This is a genomic window from Nocardia sp. AB354 (assembly GCF_049538315.1).
Lineage (GTDB): Bacteria > Actinomycetota > Actinomycetes > Mycobacteriales > Mycobacteriaceae > Nocardia > Nocardia nova.
Map to the genome: position 1 here is coordinate 22,919 of NZ_JBMVFU010000015.1, position 20,771 is coordinate 43,689.

Annotated in this window: 20 protein-coding genes; 12 read left to right on the forward strand and 8 right to left on the reverse strand. The window is 68.6% G+C overall.

All coding sequences use genetic code 11. The features are described from left to right. Positions 1–4: 4 nt before the first annotated feature. On the reverse strand, positions 5–1,459 hold the full coding sequence (locus tag ACPCUW_RS21375; protein ID WP_423426654.1) for an ArnT family glycosyltransferase: 1,455 nt from the start codon (positions 1,457–1,459) through the stop codon (positions 5–7). 107 nt (positions 1,460–1,566) lie between these two features. Then, the gene (locus ACPCUW_RS21380; protein ID WP_423426655.1) at positions 1,567–2,991 is read right to left on the reverse strand and encodes a condensation domain-containing protein; all 1,425 of its coding nucleotides are present in this window, start codon (positions 2,989–2,991) and stop codon (positions 1,567–1,569) included. 249 nt (positions 2,992–3,240) lie between these two features. Between ACPCUW_RS21380 and ACPCUW_RS21385 the strand changes: the two genes are divergently transcribed. Continuing rightward, the gene (locus tag ACPCUW_RS21385) at positions 3,241–4,287 is read left to right on the forward strand and encodes an alpha/beta hydrolase (protein ID WP_063019430.1); all 1,047 of its coding nucleotides are present in this window, start codon (positions 3,241–3,243) and stop codon (positions 4,285–4,287) included. Here ACPCUW_RS21385 and ACPCUW_RS21390 read toward each other — a convergent pair. Further along, a complete protein-coding gene (locus ACPCUW_RS21390) occupies positions 4,284–5,171 on the reverse strand; it encodes an IclR family transcriptional regulator (RefSeq protein ID WP_423426656.1) in 888 nt (295 codons plus the stop codon). The genes ACPCUW_RS21385 and ACPCUW_RS21390 overlap by 4 nt on opposite strands. A 71-nt stretch (positions 5,172–5,242) precedes the next feature. On the opposite strand from ACPCUW_RS21390, the gene ACPCUW_RS21395 reads away from it, so the two are divergent. From ACPCUW_RS21395 to ACPCUW_RS21410, 4 genes are all read left to right on the forward strand, one after another. After that, entirely contained in the window at positions 5,243–6,697 is a 1,455-nt protein-coding gene (locus ACPCUW_RS21395) for a hypothetical protein (RefSeq protein WP_423426658.1), read from the forward strand. 400 nt (positions 6,698–7,097) lie between these two features. Further along, a complete protein-coding gene (locus ACPCUW_RS21400; protein WP_030515797.1) occupies positions 7,098–7,844 on the forward strand; it encodes a hypothetical protein in 747 nt (248 codons plus the stop codon). Positions 7,845–7,951: 107 nt separating this feature from the next. Beyond that, positions 7,952–8,350, forward strand: a complete 399-nt coding sequence (locus tag ACPCUW_RS21405) for a BlaI/MecI/CopY family transcriptional regulator (RefSeq protein ID WP_030515798.1) — start codon at positions 7,952–7,954, stop codon at positions 8,348–8,350. Then, the gene (locus ACPCUW_RS21410) at positions 8,347–9,339 is read left to right on the forward strand and encodes a M56 family metallopeptidase (protein WP_423426660.1); all 993 of its coding nucleotides are present in this window, start codon (positions 8,347–8,349) and stop codon (positions 9,337–9,339) included. The genes ACPCUW_RS21405 and ACPCUW_RS21410 overlap by 4 nt, the downstream gene beginning before the upstream one ends. A gap of 49 nt (positions 9,340–9,388) precedes the next feature. On the opposite strand, the gene ACPCUW_RS21415 is transcribed toward ACPCUW_RS21410, so the two are convergent. Beyond that, positions 9,389–10,015 (reverse strand): hypothetical protein, encoded by a 627-nt coding sequence (locus tag ACPCUW_RS21415; protein WP_063019297.1) that lies wholly within the window; start codon positions 10,013–10,015, stop codon positions 9,389–9,391. Positions 10,016–10,072: 57 nt separating this feature from the next. Then, positions 10,073–11,053, reverse strand: a complete 981-nt coding sequence (locus ACPCUW_RS21420; RefSeq protein ID WP_423426661.1) for a helix-turn-helix transcriptional regulator — start codon at positions 11,051–11,053, stop codon at positions 10,073–10,075. A 168-nt stretch (positions 11,054–11,221) separates the two neighbouring features. On the opposite strand from ACPCUW_RS21420, the gene ACPCUW_RS21425 reads away from it, so the two are divergent. Together ACPCUW_RS21425 and ACPCUW_RS21430 are read left to right on the forward strand one after the other, a co-directional pair. Beyond that, positions 11,222–12,016, forward strand: coding sequence for a dienelactone hydrolase family protein (locus ACPCUW_RS21425; protein WP_423426662.1), 795 nt, complete (start codon positions 11,222–11,224; stop codon positions 12,014–12,016). Positions 12,017–12,020: 4 nt separating this feature from the next. Further along, positions 12,021–12,887, forward strand: a complete 867-nt coding sequence (locus tag ACPCUW_RS21430; protein WP_063019294.1) for an alpha/beta fold hydrolase — start codon at positions 12,021–12,023, stop codon at positions 12,885–12,887. A gap of 188 nt (positions 12,888–13,075) precedes the next feature. On the opposite strand, the gene ACPCUW_RS21435 is transcribed toward ACPCUW_RS21430, so the two are convergent. Beyond that, positions 13,076–13,648 (reverse strand): TetR/AcrR family transcriptional regulator, encoded by a 573-nt coding sequence (locus tag ACPCUW_RS21435; RefSeq protein ID WP_423426663.1) that lies wholly within the window; start codon positions 13,646–13,648, stop codon positions 13,076–13,078. Between the two features lie 103 nt (positions 13,649–13,751). Here ACPCUW_RS21435 and ACPCUW_RS21440 point away from each other — a divergent pair, with 103 nt between their 5' ends. Both ACPCUW_RS21440 and ACPCUW_RS21445 read left to right on the forward strand, forming a co-directional pair. Next, positions 13,752–14,663 (forward strand): alpha/beta hydrolase family protein, encoded by a 912-nt coding sequence (locus tag ACPCUW_RS21440; protein ID WP_423426664.1) that lies wholly within the window; start codon positions 13,752–13,754, stop codon positions 14,661–14,663. 420 nt (positions 14,664–15,083) lie between these two features. Further along, positions 15,084–15,674 (forward strand): hypothetical protein, encoded by a 591-nt coding sequence (locus tag ACPCUW_RS21445; protein WP_423426665.1) that lies wholly within the window; start codon positions 15,084–15,086, stop codon positions 15,672–15,674. Between the two features lie 158 nt (positions 15,675–15,832). Here ACPCUW_RS21445 and ACPCUW_RS21450 read toward each other — a convergent pair whose 3' ends face one another. Beyond that, on the reverse strand, positions 15,833–16,339 hold the full coding sequence (locus ACPCUW_RS21450; RefSeq protein WP_423426666.1) for a hypothetical protein: 507 nt from the start codon (positions 16,337–16,339) through the stop codon (positions 15,833–15,835). Between the two features lie 609 nt (positions 16,340–16,948). Between ACPCUW_RS21450 and ACPCUW_RS21455 the strand changes: the two genes are divergently transcribed. After that, positions 16,949–17,758 carry a metalloregulator ArsR/SmtB family transcription factor gene (locus tag ACPCUW_RS21455; RefSeq protein ID WP_423426667.1) on the forward strand — a complete coding sequence of 270 codons (810 nt, stop codon included), beginning with the start codon at positions 16,949–16,951 and terminating at the stop codon, positions 17,756–17,758. A gap of 22 nt (positions 17,759–17,780) precedes the next feature. After that, entirely contained in the window at positions 17,781–18,380 is a 600-nt protein-coding gene (locus ACPCUW_RS21460) for a dihydrofolate reductase family protein (protein ID WP_423426669.1), read from the forward strand. A gap of 12 nt (positions 18,381–18,392) precedes the next feature. On the opposite strand, the gene ACPCUW_RS21465 is transcribed toward ACPCUW_RS21460, so the two are convergent. Beyond that, the gene (locus tag ACPCUW_RS21465; protein ID WP_423426671.1) at positions 18,393–19,424 is read right to left on the reverse strand and encodes an alpha/beta hydrolase; all 1,032 of its coding nucleotides are present in this window, start codon (positions 19,422–19,424) and stop codon (positions 18,393–18,395) included. Between the two features lie 323 nt (positions 19,425–19,747). On the opposite strand from ACPCUW_RS21465, the gene ACPCUW_RS21470 reads away from it, so the two are divergent. Next, the gene (locus ACPCUW_RS21470) at positions 19,748–20,770 is read left to right on the forward strand and encodes an alpha/beta hydrolase (protein ID WP_423426838.1); all 1,023 of its coding nucleotides are present in this window, start codon (positions 19,748–19,750) and stop codon (positions 20,768–20,770) included. Position 20,771: the final 1 nt, after the last annotated feature.

The window sequence follows — 20,771 nt, forward strand, 5'->3', positions numbered from 1 at the left end:
CTCCTCAGATACCCGGGTCCAGAATGTCGGTCGTCAGCTCCGGCCACAGCCGCGCCCAGGTGTCGCGCGGCTCGGCGCACCGCCAGATGGTCACATGGGCGTCGATACCGGGGAACCCGCGCGGATCGTCGAGGCGCACAAGGGGCTCGACGGTGGAAAATGTTCGGCGCAAACGCATTTCGGCAATGTCGGTATCGACATAGATGATCGTGGTGGTGCCGGGTGGCGGGCGGCCGAACTCCGCGAAACCGCGATCGGGACTGTAGACCGGCGGCAGCCCGGGCGGCCCGAAACGATCCAGCGCCGCTGCCTGCCAATAGGTGCGGGTCAGTATCGCGGTCCGGGCGTGATCCGGACCGGCTCGTTCGACGGCCAGCGCCGCGCCGGCGACGAGGGTGTCCCAGCCCGTAGTCCCCGAAACCCGCATGCGCGTGGATAATTCGGCGCGCGTGGTCACCGGTCGCGGTGGGCTGCCGGACGGCAACAGCAGCACCACCGCGAGCGCGATGACGATCGACACCGTCGCGGCGGTGAACGCGGCGGCTCGCGACCATCGCACCGGAAAGCGCTCGGCCAGCACACAGGCGCCCGCCGCGAACAGCACCGGCAGCAGCCCGGCGACGTAGTAGGGGCGCCCGCCGGTGACGGCCACGAACAGCACCACGACGCAGGTGGCAACCGCCAGGAAGCGGTGGACACGCAAGCGGCGACTCGCGAAACCGTAAGCGGCACAGCCGATCAGCACCACACCCAGCACTCCGGCCATGGTCACCAGCTGCACCGGCAATCCGGCCGTGCCGCCCGTCGCGGCATGCTGCTCGTCGCGGATCACCGCCCCCATGGCCAGCTGCGGCCAGCCGTGGCGCTCTTGCCACAGCAGCGCGGGCGCCGCCGACACGGCCGCGATGGCGGCGGCGGCCCACAGTGCGGGCCGGCGCATGAGCTCACGCGGTCCGCAGCAGGCGATGCCGAGGGCGAGGGCGGCCACGACGACGGGCAACAGCAGTTTCACCTGTAGATCGATCGCCGCGACCACTCCCGCGATCAGCAGCAACCGGTCCACTCGGGTCCGCACCCAGCGCGCCGACAGCCAGGCGAGAACGGCGACGGCCGTACTGTCGAGAGCGAACGTCGACAGCGACGCGGTCTGAGTGACCACATACGGGCAGCACGCGTATCCGATCGCGGCGAGAATCCGCGCGGCGCGGCCGCCGCCGAACTCCCGCGCCAGCGCCGCGGTGACGACGATCGCCGCCACTCCGGCCAGAATGGCCGGCAGTCGCAGCACGGTCGGGGAATCGGGCGCGACAGCGTGCGCGGCACGCGCGAGCAGCGGAACGAGCGGTCCCTGATCGACGTATCCGGCGGCCGGATGATATCCGGCGGCGACGAAGTACAACTCGTCGCCGAACCAGTCGTACCGCGCGGCCCGGGCCACGAGGATCGCTGCGGTGAGCACCGAGACCACACCGACCCATATCGCCGCTCTGTACCGTGAGACCGTTTCCGGCACAGGGTCTTTCAGCACGCACCTCGCCGGTCGACGGCCCGGTGCGATCCGAGGTGTCACAGTAATGCGGCATCGACCCGTTCGGCGCCGGTCAGAGCGATATCGCGGCACAGTTTCGTCAGGGTCGAAAGGTAGTGCGCCACGGCCTCGTGCGCACGCGGGGTATCCGGGAACACCATGCTCAGCTGGGTGACGTCGGGGAAGCGGTTGATCCACAGGTAGACCTCGCTGGAACTGGCCCGGTTGCCGTACAGTCCGCCGTTGATGCGGTCGAACATCTCCGCGCCAGCCATCCGCCGCACATCCACGTAGGAGACCATCGGCGCGGAGAAGCCGAGCCGGGTGCGGATGCGCGGATCGTCGGCGGCCAGCTCCAGCACCCGGTGCACGCACACCTGTGCCAGCTCCTTCGCCGCATCGGCCTGAGCCTGGGCGCGGCCCACCAGCGAGGTGAACGTCTCGTCCGGCCGCACCGCCACCGCGACCGGCACCAGACTGGTGTACCAGCCGATCGCCCCCTGCTCCCCCGGAGTCGAGCGAGTGTTGACCGGCGTGAACACGAAATATTTGTCCCTGCCGGTCAATTCGTATTCGGTGAGCGCGATCGCGGCGAACACGCCACCGAGGAATTTCCCGCCGAAGTCCTGGCACACCTGCTCGAACCGCAGCGCCTCGGCCTCCTCGAACAGCGGCACGGTGATCTGCGCGCCGCGAGTGAATCCGCTCGCGCCCGGCGCCACGCCGAGGTCCATCGGGAACGACGGCACCGCGCCGCCGTGGCGGATCAGCAACTCCAGCCAGCGCTGCACCGGCGCGGATTCGGTGGTGAGCTCGGCGTTGTAGCCGAGTTCCCGCGCACAGTAGGCGAGGTGCCCGTCGACCGGTGCGATGGGCACCTGTCCGCCGGACAGTTCGTTGCCGTAAAGCAGCAGCAGATCCACGCACGACAGCGCCTGCCCCACACCGTCGGTGTGCAGGTGGTCCACGGCCGCGTAGACGGTGAACGAGTCGCCCCGATCGATCACACCGAAACCGAAACAGTCCCAATCGAATACGTCGCGCGCGTGGCGCTGCACATGGTCGCGGACGGCGTCGCTGTCGGTGATCTCGCCGTAGTCGCGCGGCTCGAAGTCGATATCGGCCGGGTCGGCGACGTGGCGCGCGATCCGCTCACCGGGCTCGCAGGAGAACCAGCTCCAGAAGGTGTCGTGGCGGCGGGCGAACGCGGTGATCGTGCGGGTCATGGCGTCGCGGTCCAGCGGGCTGGGAAAGTCGAAGGCGATCATGCACAGCCGGGACGCGCGAGATCCGCTGTCGCGCTGCCGATATGCCGCGCGCAGATATTCGCGCTGCTGGTACGACGGGCCGACCGGGTGCTCCGGGGCGGCCAGGACCGCCGCACGCGACTGCGACGTGGGTGCCCAGGCGATCAGTCTGCCGGGCTGCGGATGCCAATCGTCGAAGAAACCGAAACCGACCATGGAAACCCTCGTTTCGTCCAGATGTGACGACGCGCCGGCGCCGGCCGCGCCGCCGAATCACGCGGACCGAGTCAACGGCACCCGCGCCGATCCGCCAACCGTCGCCGTGGAAGTTTGTGACCTTCCCCAGATCCGGTCGAGTCCGATAGGCCGTCGGTCCCAACAGTCGGCGCGACACCTTGCGACCGCCACCTTCGCGGGCCTACCTTGACCGCCGTCCAGTCCCGCCGAAACGAGAGAGGTAGGCGGATGATTCGCCGCTCACTGCCCACCGCCCTGCTGGCGTCGGTGCTGACCGCGGCGCTGTGCGCGGCACCCGCGGCGGCCGACGATCCACCACCCGCCCCGGTGAGCATCGCCGCGCTCACCGCCGCCGCCGAGCCCGCCGCCGACGGCGCCCACCTGCTCGGGGTCGAGCAGGAAGCCGACGGCATGCTGAATCTGCGGGTGCACTCCGCGGCGATGAACCGCGAGATCGAGGTGAAAGTCCTTCGGGCGCCGGACGGTTCGGCGCCGGCGCCGGTGTTGTATCTGCTCAACGGTGCCAGCGGCGGTTCGGAGGCCAGCAGCTGGCCCGAGCAGACCGATATCGTCGATTTCTTCCGCGGCAAACAGGTCACGGTCGTGACCCCGATGGGCGGCAACGGCAGCTATTTCGCCGATTGGCGCTCCGACGATCCCGTACTCGGCCGGCAGAAGTGGTCGAGTTTCCTCACCGCGGAGCTGCCGCCGATCATCGATTCGGCCTTCCACGGCTCCGGAGCGAATGCGGTGGCCGGTATCTCCATGGCCGGCACCTCGGTATTCCAGCTGGCCCTGGCCGCGCCGCAGTTGTATAGGGCGGTCGGGTCCTACAGCGGCTGCGCGCGCACCAGTGATCCGCTGGGCCAGGCGTTCGTCGACGGTGTGGTGCTGCGCTGGCGCGGTGATCCGCTGAATCTGTGGGGTGCGCCGGACGATCCGCTGTGGGCGGCCCACGATCCGTACGTGAACGCGGATCGGCTGCGCGGGCTGGCGATCTACGTCTCGACCGGCAACGGAATTCCCGGCCCCTTGGACAATCCGGACGGGCCCGGAATTCACGGCAATACCCGCAAACTCATCGAGCAGCTCGTCTACGGCGGGGTGCTCGAGGCCGCCACCCACAACTGCGCGATCGCGCTGCGGGACCGGCTGACGCAGTTGAACATCCCCGCGACATTCGACCTGCGCGCGAACGGCACCCATTCCTGGGGGTACTGGCAGGACGATCTGCACCGCTCCTGGCCCCTGTTCGAGCAGGCTCTGAACCGCTAGCCCGCCGCCGCGATTCTCCGTGCGGCGGAGACTGTTTCGCGCACGTACTCGGCGCGCTCGGCCGCACCGACGGCGGCACTGAGCGGGCCGATCTGGACTTCCATCGCCACCCGGTCGCCGTCGAGGACCGGGACCGTGAGATAGCTGATCGGCAGTCCGCGATCGCTGTCGAGATCGGCCCGGCTGTGCGCCGCGCCGCCGATCGTGGCCAGCAGTGCCAACACCCGCTCACGCAACGCCTTGTCCGCGGGACGGTCGGACAGATGGTCGACCACCTCGGCCAGCACCCGCAGCGTCGGCAGGCTGACCGCGTCCAGCCCCCACGCGCAATATCCCAGTGCGCGAACGGTTTCCAGCACCTGCTCGAATTCGGCCCGGCGCTCGGGTGGCGCCTGCTGCAACCACGCGCGTTGCGCGGGCAGGCCGGCGTGGGCCAGTACGGCCGCGCCGGCCGGGGGGCGCAAGGGAATTCGGGTGCCTGCCTCGATGCCGGCCGGGATCAGACCGGGCCCGCCCGCCACGGCGACGAAGATGACCTCACTGCCCGCGATGGACGTAAGGGCGGCACCGCAGCCCACGCGTTCGGCCAGCCGGCGCAGCTCCGCCTCGAGGCGGTCGTGATCACGCAGGCGATCCCGCAGCCGCCCGCCCAGCACCAGCAACGCCGGACCGGGCTCGTAGCCGAGATCGGGAAGCCGCCGGACCCAACCGGTTTCTTCCAGGGTGCCCAGGATCGCTCCCATCGTGGAACGGCTCAATCCCAGCGTATCGGCGATTTCGGCCGAGGTCAGCGCGCCGTCGTGCGCGGCGAGCAGTTCCACCACCGACACCACCCGCCGAGTCGGGGGCGAGCTTTCGGCCCGTCCGGTGTTGCCAGTCGGCACGAGGTCTCCTAACCTGTCGCGATACGAATAATTGAATCATTCGATACGAATAATCATATCGAGGAGTGCTTGTGCGACGTAAGGGCTTTACCGGGGGCGCGGTCACCTCGATCGCGGCCGCCGCGGCGGCGATACTGACCATCGGCGCGGGTACCGCGAACGCCGCGTTCGGCCCACCCCCTCCGGTCGATCCGTATCTCGGGCCGGTCGGCACCGCCACCATGCACGGCGATGCGGAATCCTCCGACAGCACTCGGCTGCCGGGCGTCGGTACCGGCGCGGTGAACGCACAGTTCCGCGAACTGGCCGCCGCGTGCCCGACCATTCTGCAGGGCGCCGACGGCATGCCACAGGCGTTGTGCACCACCGTCACCGACCGTTCGCCCAAGATATTCCTGCTCGACCCGAACAACGGTCAGCCGCTCACCTCGCTGTCACTGCCCAAGGGCGGACTGCTCGGCGGGGTCTATGCCTATCTGGACAACGCCGACCACATGGTGATGGTCGACGGTGACGACAATCTGGTACGGGTCGCGCATACGAAGGAGGGCAACGGCTGGAAGCTGGCCATCGCCTCCTCGACGCCGCTCGGCGCCGCCGTGACCGGCCACTGCGGCGGGAACGGCTGCGACAGCGTCGCCTCGCTGATGCCCGATCGCGACGGCCGGGTGTGGTTCGCCACCGCCAACGGCGCGGTGGGCGCGGTCGACCCGAAAACCGGCTCCGCGCAATCGATCACGCTGCCCGGCGAGCACGTCGACAACAGCATCTCGACCGCCCCGGAGGGCACCGCGGTCACCACCGATCACGCCACCTATCTGTTCACCGCGGAAGCCGCGGGCACTCCGCACCAGGTGTGGCGGCAGCCCTACGATCGCGGCCCGGCGCGCAAACCCGGGCAGCTCAGCTGGGGCAGCGGGGCCAGTCCGACCTTCTTCGGCCCGCGTGACGGCACCGATTATCTGGCGATCACCGACAATGCGGTGCCGCAGGAGAATCTGCTCGTCTACGACACCCGCACCGGCCGCCAGGTCTGCTCGGTGCCCGCGGTGGACGGCACCGAGAACTCGCCGATCGGCTCGGGTAACAGCGTCTTCGTGGCGAGCACCTACGGCTATCCCTATCCGGCGCTGCCCGACAACGCCGGTCCGAGCGAACCGGACAAAGCCGATTTCACCGGCGGCATGGTCCGCATCGACGTGAATGCCGACGGTAACGGCTGCACCCGGAAATGGAGCAGCGATGTGAAATCCGCCGCCGTCCCCCGGCTTTCACTGGCGGACGGCAAGATCTACACCGTCGCCCGCAAGAATCGGATCGCCGGCATCGATACCGGCAGCGCCGGAGCGGTGATCGACACCTATCACCTCGTCGTGATCGACGCGGAAACCGGCACGGAGAATTCCAGCCGGTTGATCGGCACCAGCACCGTGCACGACACCCTGCAGATGGTCGGCACGATCGCGCCGGGACGCGTGCAATACCAGGGCACCACGACCGGACTGTTCCGGATCACACCGAGCTGAACGGGAATTCGACCGCGCAGGGGCGAGACCGCTACCGGTCTCGCCCCTGCGTTCTTTCGGATCGCTCGAAGATTGCTACTGTGGTTGTCCGGTACGCGCGATCGTCTACTAAATGCGTACGTACATAGTCGAATAGTCGCAGCGATGTCCGGAATCCGCTCGGCCCATTGGCTTCTCACGTTAAATGCTTATTACGCAGCTGTATCCGCTTGGTTAGCAACATTTCTCAACCGTAAACGTTTCTGCGTCGCACCTTTACGCCCGGTTGGCACTCGTTAATCTCAAGTTCGCGCGATCCGGATAATCCGGATTTCGCACCGGCAGCGGATAATTCGGCAATTCTCCCCCTGGAATTCCCGATCGCTCGCCGCCTTATCCGATCGACCACGATGAGGATCCGATGAACAAGACCACCCGTTTGGTCTCCGGCGCGACCATAGCTCTGATGGTGACCGGTGCCGTAGCCACCACCGCCACCACTGCCAACGCCGCCACCGGCACGCCCGCGGCCCCCGCCGCCGGCGCACCGATCGCCGCCGACCCGTTCACACTGACCACCGACATCCTTCCGGGCGTGCGCTACACCAGCAACACGCAGGACGGCTCGGTCAGCATTCAGACCGGACTGGGCTCGCTCACCACGGTGGGCACCCAGTTCCAGGTCAAGGACGGCAACGGCGCCCTGGTCGCCGGTACCGCCCTGGCCACCTCGCCCAAGGCCGAACAGGCCGCCACCGCACCCGCCTCGCTGCCCGAGACCCAGCAGGCGGCCGCCGAGCAGCCGGCGCCCCAGTCGGCCGCCGTCGAACAACCGGTCACCTCCGCCCAGCCGATCTATACCCAGGACGAGTTCAACTCCGCCCTGAGCGTGGCCGCCACCCAGTTCGGGCTGGCGACCGGTATCGGCAGCCTCGCCGGCGGCGCGGTGGGCGGCATCACTGGCTGCGTGCTCGGCGCGACGATCGGCTTCGCCCTGGTGCCGGAGTTCTTCCTCGGCAGTGGCGCGGCGGGCTGCCTGGTCGGCGCCGGACTCGGTGCCACCGTGGGTCCGCTGATCGGCGCCGCCATCCTCGGCGTGCCGGTCGGTATCGCCAGCGCGGTGCAGATGTACAACACCCTCAACGCACCTGCTCCGGCCGCCTCCTGAGTCGGCTCTCCCACCCTGTGGCCCCGTCGTTCCGGCGGGGCCACAGCCGTTCCCGGGGGCCGGGAATGGGTACTATCCCGGTACGTAGTCGATGGTGGAGAGGTGCGATGGCACATCGTTTCGGGGATCTGGAGGCGGTGGTGATGGACCGCATCTGGTCCGCTCCCGACACCATCACCGTGCGGACCGTGTTCGAGGACCTGCTGCGCAGCCGGGAAATCGCCTACACCACGGTCATGACCACCATGGACAATCTGCACCGCAAGGGCTGGCTGGAACGCGAACGCGACGGCAAGGCCTATCGCTATCGAGCGCGCCTGAGCCGCGAACAATACAGCGCCCAGCTGATGCGCGAGGCGCTCGGCGGCGGCCGCTCCGATCTGGTGCTCGCCCATTTCGTCGAGCAGATCTCCGACGACGACACCGCCGCGCTGCGCAAGGTGCTGCGCCGCGCGAAAACCCGCAATGCCCACACCGAGCAGCCGGGTACCGAGGTCGCCGAGTGACCCTCGCGCTGTGCCTGCTGGGTTATTCGGCACTGGTCTGCGTTCTCGGCCCGCCGATCCTGACCCGGCTCACCGCGCACGGCAGCGTCCCCGCGCTCGGCGTGCTGGCCTGGCTCACCGCGATCGCCGCCGTCCTCGGCGCCTGGGCGGCCGCCGCGGTGGCCCTGACCGTGCAGGTCGCCCACACCTGGGATCTGCCGATGGCCCACCTGTTCGACGACTGCTGGGTCGCCGTACACGCCACCGCCGACGGCAGCCACGGTCCGATCGCGCAGTTCGCCGCGCTGATTTCGGCCCTCGCGCTGATCGGATTCGTCGTGGTGCGCGGCGTGCGGGTGATCGGTGCGGTGGTGCGCGCGGGACGCAGCAGCGCCCGGCACGCCCGCTCGGCCTCGCTCATCGGGCGGCGACTCGACGACGCCGGCGCGGCCGCGGCCGTGGTCATCGATGCGCCGCAGCGGGCGGCCTACTGTGTCGCGGGGCGACCCGGGACCGTGGTGGTGACCAGCGCCGCGGTGGCCGCGCTGGATCGGCCGCAGCTGGCCGCGGTACTCGCCCACGAGGACGCGCATCTGGCCGGGCGGCACCATCTGATCCGGGCGTCGACCCGCGCGCTGACCATCACCCTGCCGCGCATTCCTTTGTTCGCCGCCGCCGACGACCGCATCGCCCAGCTGCTGGAAATGTGCGCCGACGACCGCGCGGCCGGTCGCCACAGCCGCAGCGCCGTCCTCACCGCACTGCTCACGCTGTCCGGAGCCACCGGGGACGCCGAGATCGGCTCGCTGCTCCCGGATTCAGCGCTGGGCACGAGCACACTCGCCGTCGCCGACCGGGTGCATCGGCTGGTGCGCTCCGAGTCGCGCACGACGCGCGCCGGCCGCGGAATTCCACTCGCGCTGTTCGCAACAGCGGTCGCCGCGGTGCCGGCCTCCGGATATCTGCTGGTGCATTTCGGGATGGCAGGCTGTCTGCCCTTCGTCCACTGACACGGCGCGGGGACCGGCCCATTCGAAACCGGTCCCCGCGCAGGGTCGTTCAGTTGTAGACGGCGCCGAACGACGGGACGGAGATGGTGCCCAGCTGGTACTGGAAACCGTCGGGGTTGGCGTCGGAAACCGGAACCGGCCACCGGTGCCACAGCGTCCCGTACACCGCGGCCACCACCATCCCCGCCCCCGGATCGAAAACAGGGGTGCGGATGGTGGTGTCCACCGGCACGTCGTTGTGTTCGATCAGCGTTTGGGTGCCGCTGCGCCCGTTCGACAGGTTGTACCAGACGACCTGCAGATTCGCCCCGCCCTGATTCGGGGCGATGGTGCCCGGCCCGCCGAAGAAGCCGAGGCGGAAGCCGTCGTAGTTCAACGCGATTCCCGACCCGTAGACGCCGGGGCCGGTGCCGCGCCCGATGTCGGATTGGGCGGGTATCTGGAACGGCTGGGCGGGCAGCGCCGCCTGCTCGACGGTCGGTCCCGCGGCGAGCAGCCGATCGATCGCCTGTTCGGCCGCCGGATTCCCGGCCGCCGCCGCGCGCAGATGGGCGGTCGCCGCGGACCAGTCCACGGCAGCCGGTTCCGCCGCGACGGGACCGGCGAACACCGCGGCCGCCGCCGCTGCTGCCGCCGCTGCGGCGGTGAGACGATGGGTGACACTCAGTCGACGCATAACCAGTTCTCCTCGAGTATTCCGGTACAGCTTGCTGAGAAATTGCGATATATCCTGTCACCGTAGCTTTTTCATCCCCGAGTGCGCGGGTGCGGCGCGCTGCAATCGGGCGGCGAGTTCGCGGACATGGTCGGCGACCTCGGGCGGGGAGTCGACGCGGAAGTCGCAACCGAGCCGCAGCAGCCGGAAGACCAGCCACTGCATGGTGTCGGCCTCGGTGCGCAGCCGGCAGGTGTGGTCGTCGACTTCCTCGACCTCGCCGAGCGCAGCCGCGGACGCGCGGATATCGTCCGCCGGGGCGAACACGGTGACCTCCGCGCGGTACACCGGTGCGAGCGAATACAACGAATCGCGGACGTAGGTGGCCGCATCCTCGGCGGGCAATTGCCGTGCCTCGGTGCGCAAGCCGATCGCCTGCGGATTCTCGATCCGGTCGATCCGGAAGATCCGCCAATCGTCGCGCTCGCGATCGAAGGCGACCAGATACCAGCGCTGTCCCGCAGCCACCAAACGATGCGGGTCGACCAGCCGCCGGGTCCGCGCACCGACGTTCGAGCGGTATCCGAACCGCAGTTGTTCCCGCCCGCCGATCGCGGCCGCCAGCACCGTCAGTATCCCGGTGTCGACCGGCGAATCCGATGCTGGGGCAAGGGTTTCGGTGGCAGCGCTCACCGAGCGGACCCGGCTCCGCAGCCGGGTCGGCAGCACCTGCTCGAGTTTGGCGAGCGCACGCACCGCCGCCTCGTCCGCACCGGGCAGCGCATGCGCGGCGACGGTCCGCAGCCCGATCGCGGTCGACACCGCCTCGTGGTCGTCGAGCAGCAGCGGCGGCATCGCCGTGCCGGCGGCCAGCCGATATCCGCCGTATACCCCCATCGTCGCCTGTACCGGATAGTCGAGTTCGCGTAGCCGATCGATATCGCGGCGCACGGTCCGGGGACTGACACCCAGCCGCTGCGCCAGCTCGCTGCCCGACCACTCGCGCGGTGTCTGCAGCAGCGACAGAAGGGTGAGCAGGCGCTGCGTCGTATCGGTCACCACGTCATTCTGCCCCGGAACTAGGACAGTTTCCGACCGTTATGTGCGACGCTCGCCGAGCGCGTGATCCGCCACGTCGCCGGTTCAGCGCTGGGGACAGCGACCGGTCTGCGGCAGAATGCCTGTGCCGCAACCTGATCGGCAGGTCGCGGCACAGTGGAGGCGGGAATGACCGAGGAAATTGTGGGCCGGCATGCCGAGGTCGAGGTAAACGGTTCACCGATGACGGTTTATCTGGCGCGGCCGGTGCGCGGCGGCCGGTTACCCGTGGTGCTGGTCGGCGCCGAATTGTGGGGTCTGACAGCCGAAGTGCGGGCGGTGGCCGACCGGGTGGCCGCGCTGGGATATGTGGCGGTGGTCGCGAATCTGTATCACCGATGCGGACCCGAGACCGCCACCGGCCTCACCGAATCCGACGAGAACCGGGCGCGGGCCTTCGAGCTGCTCGGCACGCTCACCCGCGACGGCGTGGAGGCCGATCTGCGTGCGGCCGTGGACTTCGCCCGCGAGCAGGGCGACGGCAGCGACACCACCGGCGCTCTCGGATTCAGCCTCGGCGGGCACATCACCTACTTCGCCGCGACCCGGCTGGATCTGGCCGCCGCGGCGATCTTCTACCCCGGCTGGCTGCCGGTGGCCGGTACCGCGCTGAGCATCCCGGATCCGCTGCTGTCCTACACCTCGTCGATCGCCGAACGCGGCACCCGCCTGCTGATCCTGCTGGCCGAACGTGACCACGTGATCGACGCCGAGCAGCGCACGGCCATCGACGCCGCACTCTCGCAAGCGGGAGCGGAGTACGAACTGGTCGTCTATTCCGGCGCACAGCACGCCTACTTCTTCCCGGGGCGGCCGGTGCACGACGCGGCGGCCGCGGCCGATTCCTGGCAGCGCGTGACCGAGCTGTTCGCCGCGAGGTTGGGTTCGGCGACCGATGAATTTCCGGCGCGCGCCTCGTCCTAGGAGCATGCAGACACAGATCCTCAGTACCCCCGAGGCCGATCTCACCTACGACGTCCGTGGTCCGCTGCCCACCGCCGACGGGCGCGCGCCGCTGCTCATGGTCGGCCAGCCGATGACGGCCGACGGTTTCGCGACCCTGGCCACCTACTTCCCCGATCGCACCGTGATCACCTACGACCCGCGCGGGCTGGGGCGCAGCGTGCGCAAGGACGGGCGGGTCGACCATTCGCCCGTCGTGCAGGCCGAGGATCTGCACGCCCTCATCGAGCAGGTCGGTGGTCCGGTGGAGATCTTCGCCAGCAGCGGCGGAGCCGTGACCGCGCTGGCCCTGGTGGCCGCGCACCCCGGCGACGTGACCACACTCGTCGCGCACGAGCCGCCGATCCTGCCGGTGCTGCCCGATGCGGAAGCGGCCCGCCGGGCACAGATCGCCGTACGAGATGTGTACGAGGCCAAGGGATTCGGCGCGGCGATGGCCGCCTTCATCGCGATGGCATCGTGGCAGGGCGAATTCACCGACGAATTCTTCGCCCTGCCCACCCCCGACCCGGCGCAGTTCGGCATGCCCACCGAAGACGACGGTTCCCGCGACGATCCCCTGGTCTCGGATCGCTCCTGGGCGGTCAGCGGCTACGTCCCCGACGCCGCCGCACTGACAGCGGCCCCCACCCACATCCTCATCGCGGTCGGCGAGGAGTCTGCAGGCGTACTGACCGCCCGCACCGCAGCGGCCACAGCCGCCCTCCTCGGACAAGAGCCCACCGTTTTCCCCAGCCACCACAGCGGTTTCGTCGGCGGCGACGCCAGCTATGCGGGTCAGCCGGAGGCTTTCGCGAAGCGGTTGCGAGAGGTACTCGACGCCCACCGCTGATTCGAAAACCGTTCACGGCGAGCGCTTTTACGATCACGCGATCTCGCCGTGGCGGTCTCGTCGCCACCGCCCGCGCTCAGTTACTACGCGCTCGCACACGGTCAGCAATCGAGCTGAATGACCGCTCCTGCCGATGAGGGCGAACCCTCGGCGGTGCTCGATCGGCGGCGTGCGGCGTGTGGTCGGTCCTATCTTCGGCAGCCGTCGAGTAGCAAGCGGAGCGTGAGGCGGGGGTCGTAGTTCGGGTCGGTCATCTCGGCGCCCGCGCAGATGTCGCCAATGGCGCGCATCAGTTGGTAGGCAGTGAAATCTGTGGTGACCTCGCCCGCGCCGCGGGCGGCGGTGAGGAGGTTCTCGAAGACGGGGACCAGGCGGTCCAGGAACAGGGCGTGCAGGGCGGTGATGCCGTCGGGGTCGCTGCGCATCGCGGCGGCGAGCCCGTGTTTGGTCGCCAGGAAGTCTGCGAAGAGGTCCACCCATCGGCGCAAGGCTGCGAAGGGTGAGGAAGCTGTCGCGAGGAGAGCGGGGCCGGCCTCGGCGCAGGCGTCGACCTGATGACGGTAGACGGCCGCGACAAGGTCTGCGCGTGTGGGGAAGTGCCGGTAGATCGTGCCCATGCCGACCCCGGCCTCGGCGGCGATACGGCGCACGGGAGCGTCCACTCCGTCGGTGCGGAAGACCGCGGCTGCGGCGTCGAGCAGCGCTTTCGCATTGCGTTGGGCATCCGCACGTTTCGCGGTCGTCGGTGACGGCTCACTCACCCGTTGCTCCTTCCTCCGGCAGTACTTGCTAATCGGAACACCGCTCCGTATATTCGGAACAACGCTCCGATTAGGAGTTTAGCGTCCTCGAAGGGAATTTCTCATGTCCGCACCAACCACCCCGATCGTCAGCATCGAGCCCGTCACGCTGGCCGCGCCCGAGCGCGGCGTCGACCTGCAGGTCCGCGTGTCCGCGCCTGTCTGCGGATCCGGCCTGCCGATCGTCGTCCTCGCCCACGGCTTCGGCCAGTCCATGTCCTCCTACGACCCGCTCGTCGACCACTGGGCCGCCAATGGATTCGTCGTTGTGCAGCCGACTTTCCTGGATGCGCGGACGCTCGGCGTTACTGCCGACGATCCGCGGTACCCGGACATCTGGCGCATCCGCGTCACCGACGTCGTACGGGTACTCGACGACCTCGATCAGGTCTGCGCCGCGGTTCCGGGCCTCGGTGAGCGCATCGATCGTGAGCGAATCGCCGTCGCGGGGCACTCCTGGGGCGGGCAGACCGTGAGCATGTTGCTCGGTGCTCGCGTCCTCGGCGCGGACGGTCGGCCCGGTCCCGATATGACCGACCCCCGCGTGAAAGCCGGTGTGCTGCTTGCGACTGCCGGCCTGGGCGGGGACGATCTGACCCCGTTCGCCGTGGCGAACTTTTCCTTCATGAACCCGGACTTCGACGGTCTGGCCACACCGGCGCTGGTGGTCGCGGGTGATCACGATCAATCCCAGCTCTCGACCCGCGGACCCGACTGGTTCACCGATGTGTACACCCACAGCCCCGGCGCACAGAGCCTGCTCACCGTGTTCGGGGGCGAACACTCGCTCGGCGGAATTCACGCCTACAACGCCGCGGACACCACCGACGAAAGCTCCGAACGCGTCGCCCTGATCCGCGAGGCCGCCTGGGCCTATCTGCGCAGCACCCTCGGAATCGACACTGCCGCATGGGAAAAGGTGCAGGCCGAGCTGGCTGGAACCGCCGACCCGATCGGACGGATCGACCACAAGTGACGCCTGTCGCGCTGATCCCGCCCGCCGTCGCCGGCGCCGAGGTGGACAACCGCGTCGGCAGCGAGACGTCCGGCCATGAGCAGGGACATCCTCCCCTGGGTGAACTCTCGATATCCGAGTTACGGGAACGCACGGGGCCGGCGTCCTCGGCGCTGGGTTCGCCGGTCCGGCCGATAGCATCTAATCAAATTGTCGTGCAATGACATCGGCTAGGTTGCGGCAGCTCGATGAGCACGTCGAGCAGATCCAGCAGGGCCAGGGGCTCCAACCTCGATCGGCTCCCGAACGACCGGAACGCGGCAATATCGGATGTACTGAACAGTTGGGGAGAACGATCGGTCGAATATCTCCTCCCAAGGTCTCGGGGCGAGGTTACCTTCGGCCCTGGGGCGACTGCGGAACTGTGCCGACGATGGATCTATGACCACGGGATCCGGTGTCGGCCCCATGCTTATCGAGTCCGCGGTGCCGGCCTTCGACGCCGACCTGATCGAGCATCTGGTGGTGCACGCCGATCCGCGTGCGACCTATCAGGCAGCGCGCGACCTGGATCTGCTGAGCGTGCGTACGCCGCTGACGACGGTCTCGATGTGGGTTCGGGGGCTGCCCGCGCGCTGGAGCGGCCAGGCGGTCCCCCCTCCGCAGCGACTGGTGGTGGGTGAGGGCGTCGGGCTGCCGGGCTGGCTGCTGCTCGGCGAGATCCCGGGACGTGAGATCGCGTTCGGTGCGGTCGGCAAATTCTGGCGGCCGGATATCGAATGGCGCGACGTAACACAGGCGGACTTTGCCGGCTTCGCCGAGCCGGGATGGGGGAAGATCGCGGCGAACTTCACCGTCACCGGTTATGGCGAGCATGCCAGCCTGCTCGGCTACGAGGTTCGCACCGTCACCACCGATCCCGTATCGCGGCGGCGATTTCTGCGGTACTGGTGGTTGATCCGCCCGTTCGTGGCGCACATAATGCGGGCCACGTTGCGCACGATCGCTAAGGACGCCGAAACACGGGGGTGAACGGATATCGACCGACAGTCGTTGCGAGCCAGCGGATTCCGATCCCACGCTGACAGTTCACGCCCAGGCCTGATCGACCGAGCCGAGCCGGGCCGGCGGACCGCTCGCTCATCGGCATGGACAGACGTTCCATGGATGCCCAACGGCTCGAGTCGATCTCAGGCCATCGAGAGCGCAGAGGCCGTCCTCTCGACGTTGCGCTTCAGCACGGCCAGCATGCGCGCCTGCATGATCCACACCACCACGGGAAAGGCCCAGTCGTACATCAACCGCTCGAACCATTTGGGGCGGGCGGCTTGGTAGCCGCCGATGACCAGGCGGGTGCGTCGGCCAGGCAGCTCGGTCAGGCGAAAGCCCCAGAGCCCCTCCATATAGGCCGAGGGCCGCGGCCGGCTCGGATCGAGCAACTGCCCCCGGAGATCAGCCAGCCAGTAGAGCCCCAAGAATCGGTTCGGCTCGAGAGTTACCACCGCGTAAGAGGGGAGGCCGAGGCACTTCATTCGGTCCCCGACGCCGAGGCCCTGCCACTCCGGGTGAACCTCCCGGGCGCTGGGACGGCCCGCGTTGTCGAGGAGGTCCCAGGAATAGAAGCCTCCGCGGTCCCAACCCATCTGAACCAGCCACGGCCATACCTGCTCTGCCGGCGCCTCGATGGTGACGGCCATGGTTGCTCCCCGCTCGCCCTCAGGGACGAAGTCGCCACCAGGAAAGGGGCCGGCAACTTCGTCATCGGTCGCACCCCACGTCATCAGTCGAGGCGCCAGAAGGCGCCGGTAGGCCACCGTAGCCGCTATTCCCACTGCCGCGGCACCCGCGCTCCCGAGCACACCGGTCATACGACAACCATGCGACACCGTGCAGGCAGGCCACCAGGGCCAAATGTCATAGCGTTCGAGCGGACCCAAGATCTCGGTCGGCGACTCGGCACACGACGCCCGACGTGATACGTAGCCCCCGCTTCGAATACCGCGCCTCGATAATCGGATCGGCGCAATCCCCCTCGCTATCACCCGCCACGCCAAGAGGGACACTCTGCTGGCAGCCGGCGCCGCCGCGGTCATCTTCACCGACCACGACGATGTCGTCGAGGCGACGCACCGGTACACCGACGACGTCGGCGCCGACATCATCATGGATTCCATCGCGCCCGACACCATCTTGTCGCGAACGAATGCACGAGCAACGCCCGACAGACCTTCTCAGGCGCCGACACCATCGGCAGACGGCTGAGATATTCCTTGACAAGAATATTCTTCCAAGTGAATACTTAGCTCATGGATCAGATCTTCTCCGCCCTGGGCGACGGTGCGCGGTGGCGGATCGTCGAGCTGCTGGCCGAGCGACCTCGCTCGGTCGGGGAATTGGCGGAGGCGACCGGGTTGCGGCAGCCGCAGACGACCAAACATCTGCAGACGCTGGCTCGGGCGGGGGTGGTCACCGTCTTTCCGTTGGGGCAACGACGGGTGTACGCCCTCGAGGCGGGACCGCTGCACGAGCTGGCTCGGCGGCTGCGCGAGGTTGCGGAGACGGCCGAGGCGCATGCCGGCGAGCGGGACGTGGTTGCCCGCTACCGCGCGGCGATCGACGCGGAAACCGCTGCGGCGCACCGTGATCGGTGGGCAGACGGGCGGACGTTCAGCTTCGAGCGCACCCTGGCCGCGCCACGTAGCACCGTGTGGCGGCACTGGGTCGATCCGGATCTGCTGGCGGCCTGGTGGGCGCCGGCGCCCATGCGCATCACCGAATGCGTGCTCGAACCCGCGGCCGGCGGCCGGGCCGTCCTGGACTATCGCGACCCCGAGGGGCAGCGGTATCGCTCGAAGGGGCACGTGCTGGCGGCGGAGAAGAACGAACGCCTCGTCTTCGAACTGTCCGTCCTGGACGACGCGGGCGCGGTGGCTTTCACCGCCCGCTACACCCTCACCCTCACCGAGACGGCCGAAGGCACCCGGCTGCACCTGGCATCGACCATCACCGACACGACCGTCGACGCGGCCGCCTTCATCGCCGGAATCGAAACCGGTTGGGCCGCAGTCCTCGACAACCTCGCCGACGCCGTCGGCGCATCCATGTCCACCGAATAACCAGACGAACAAAGGAGCCATCATGAGCAGCACGAATGCCCGCAGAGTGACCGCCAACCTCAGCATCACCCTCGACGGCCGGTACCGCGGACCCGGCGGCCCCGCCGATATGGGCCCCATCGTTCGCTATGCGACCACCGAGGTCGCGCGCGATCACCTCACCCGGATGCGGGAGAACGCCACAACGGCGGTGCTGGGCCGGCTCAACGCGGAGGGTTTCCTCGGCTTCTGGCCCTCGGTCGCCGCCGACGACACCGCCGACCCGCGCGACCGCGGATATGCGAAGTGGCTGGTCGATACGGAGAAGGTGGTGCTGTCCCGGACGCTGACCGACGCACCCTGGGCCCGCACGCGCATCGTGAACGCCCCCGCCGCCGACGTGATCGCCGACCTGCGCGGCACCGGCACCGGCGACATCCTGGTCAACAGCAGCGCGAGCGTCATCAAGGACCTGCTCGCCGCCGATCTGCTCGACCGCCTGTATCTCATCGTCTGCCCCGAGATCGCCGGTGGCGGACCGCGCCTGTTCGACGACGGTCTGCCGGCGACGACATGGTCACTCTCCCACCAGGAAACGGGTGAACTGGGCGAGATGGCCGTCGTCTACGATCGCGTGCGCTGACTCGGGCAGCTCTCACGCACCGAGGGCGTCGGCGAACAGCGGCCACGAGGTGTGCAGGTCCTCCTGCCAGTAGCCCCAGGAGTGGGTGCCGGTCGGCCGGAAATCGAAGGTCGCGGGCACGCCGAGTTGCTGCAGGCGGTCGTGCAACTGGTGAGTGCAGAGATTCGTGACGCCTTCGAGTGCCGCACCGAAAACGAGTTGATAGGCGAGCTGCGTCGCGTCACCGTGTGCGCCCTGGAAAGTGTCGAGCGGTCCCGGGATTCCGGTGCCGGTGGAGACGTAGATCGCGGTGCCGCGCAAGCGATCCGCGTGCACGTAGGGGTCGTTGGCCGCCCACGCCGGATCCGTCGGCGGCCCCCACATGTTCACGGTGTTCCCCATCCGATTTCCGACCACGGCGTCGACGATCAACTGCCCCTGCGGGTCGCTGGTGCGCACACATCCGGAGTACGAGCCGACCGCCTTGTACAAACCCGGCGCGGCCAGTGCCAGCTGAAAGACCGACGTCCCCGCCATCGATATTCCGGCGATCGCGTTCACCCCGGTACCGCCGAATCCGGAATCGATGATCGGCGGCAATTCCTTGGTCAGGAAGGTGCGCCACCGCTGCCGGCCCAGCACCGGATCGTCGGCGCGCCAATCGGTGAAGTAGCTGCTGGCACCGCCGAACGGCACCACCACGTTGACCTGCTTGTCGGCGAAGAATGCGGCGATATCGGTGCGATCGGCCCAGCTGCCGTCGCTGATCCCGCCGTTGGCTCCGTTGAGCAGATACAGCGTCGGCGCCGGCCGGTCCGGGTCGGCGGCGCGAATCAGTTGCACGCGAGTCACATTGCGCATGGCCGCCGAGTACACGCCGATATCGAGGATCCGGTCGTCGCGCCGGTGGATGTCGCTGATGTGCGAACCGTCGGGTGCGCCGGCCTCGGGGGGATCGGCGATCGCGCGCTCGTTCGAGGCGGTGATTGCCGCCGCCACGGTGATCACGGCCGACAGCACGGCGACGGCACGGGCGATGCGCATTCTCGGCGGACGGCTGACCATCCTCGCACTCCGATCTCGACATGTGTTCGCGGCCCGACTCCCCGACGGCCGACCACAGTCAACGACGCCGGCCGCTGCCCCGGCACCCGATAGCGCGGAATTTGTGGCCATTACCAGACCGGGCGCGTCCGCGCTGGCATACGGGCCAAAGCCGGCGCGCGGCGATTGCCGGGTAGCACCGCGGCGGCCTATCGTCGGCGCCGGCGGTTCCGCGGTTTCGGACCCAGGAAAGGCGGCGCGTGAATTCTGCTGTGTTGCATGGGAATTCTGGTGTGTTGCAGGGCATCGGCCGCATTTCGGTGCGGCTGGCCGCGGCGCTGTCGATGACGGCCGGACTCGCCTGCGGTTCGGCCACCGCCCAACCGCCCGCCACCGCACCCGATTCGCCTGTACCCGCCTCGGTTTCGGCCACCCAGGCCCTGACGGACGCCCGTCCCTCCGCCGACGGGTCCGTCCTGACGACGGCCACGCCAGGTTCAGCACGCGCCCTCACGGTCACCGTCCATTCCGCGTCGATGAACATTCCGATCCGGCTGGAAGTGCTTCCGGCGCCGGACCGCTCGCGGCCGGCACCCACGGTGTACTTGTTGAACGGCATCGACGGCGGCGCCGACGGAAACTGGATCAACCGGACCGATATCGCGCAGTTCTTCGCCGACAAGCAGGTGACCGTAGTGGTGCCGTTCGGCGGCGCCAGCAGTTACTTCACCGACTGGCGCGCCGACGATCCGGTGCTGGGCCGGCAGCGGTGGACGACGTTTCTGACCGAGGAACTACCACCGATCATCGATTCCGGCTTCGGCGGAAACGGCAGGAACGCGATCATCGGAATATCGATGGCGGGGACCTCGGTCTTTCAGCTGGCACTGGCCGCCCCGGGCTTGTACAAGGCGATCGGGTCGTACTCGGGCTGCGCGCGCACCAGCGATCCGCCGGGTCAGCTCATCGTCGACGCGGTCGTGGGCGGCGGCAGGGGCAACACCGTGAACATGTGGGGCCCGCCGACGGACCCGGTTTGGGCGGCCAACGACCCCTACCTACACGCGGACCGCTTGCGCGGCACCGCGATCTACGTCTCCACCGGCACGGGCCTACCCGGACCGCTCGACACCCTCGACGGTCCCGGAATCCGTTCCAGCCCAGCGAAATTGGCCGATCAGATCCTCGTCGGCGGCGCCCTGGAAACCGGCGCGGTTCGCTGCACCCGCGAACTCCGCACCAGGCTCACCGAGCTCGCCATTCCCGCCACCTTCGACATGCGTCCCACCGGCACTCATTCCTGGGGCTACTGGCAGGAGGATCTGCACCGGAGCTGGCCGGTGTTCGCTCGGGCACTGGGACAGTGAG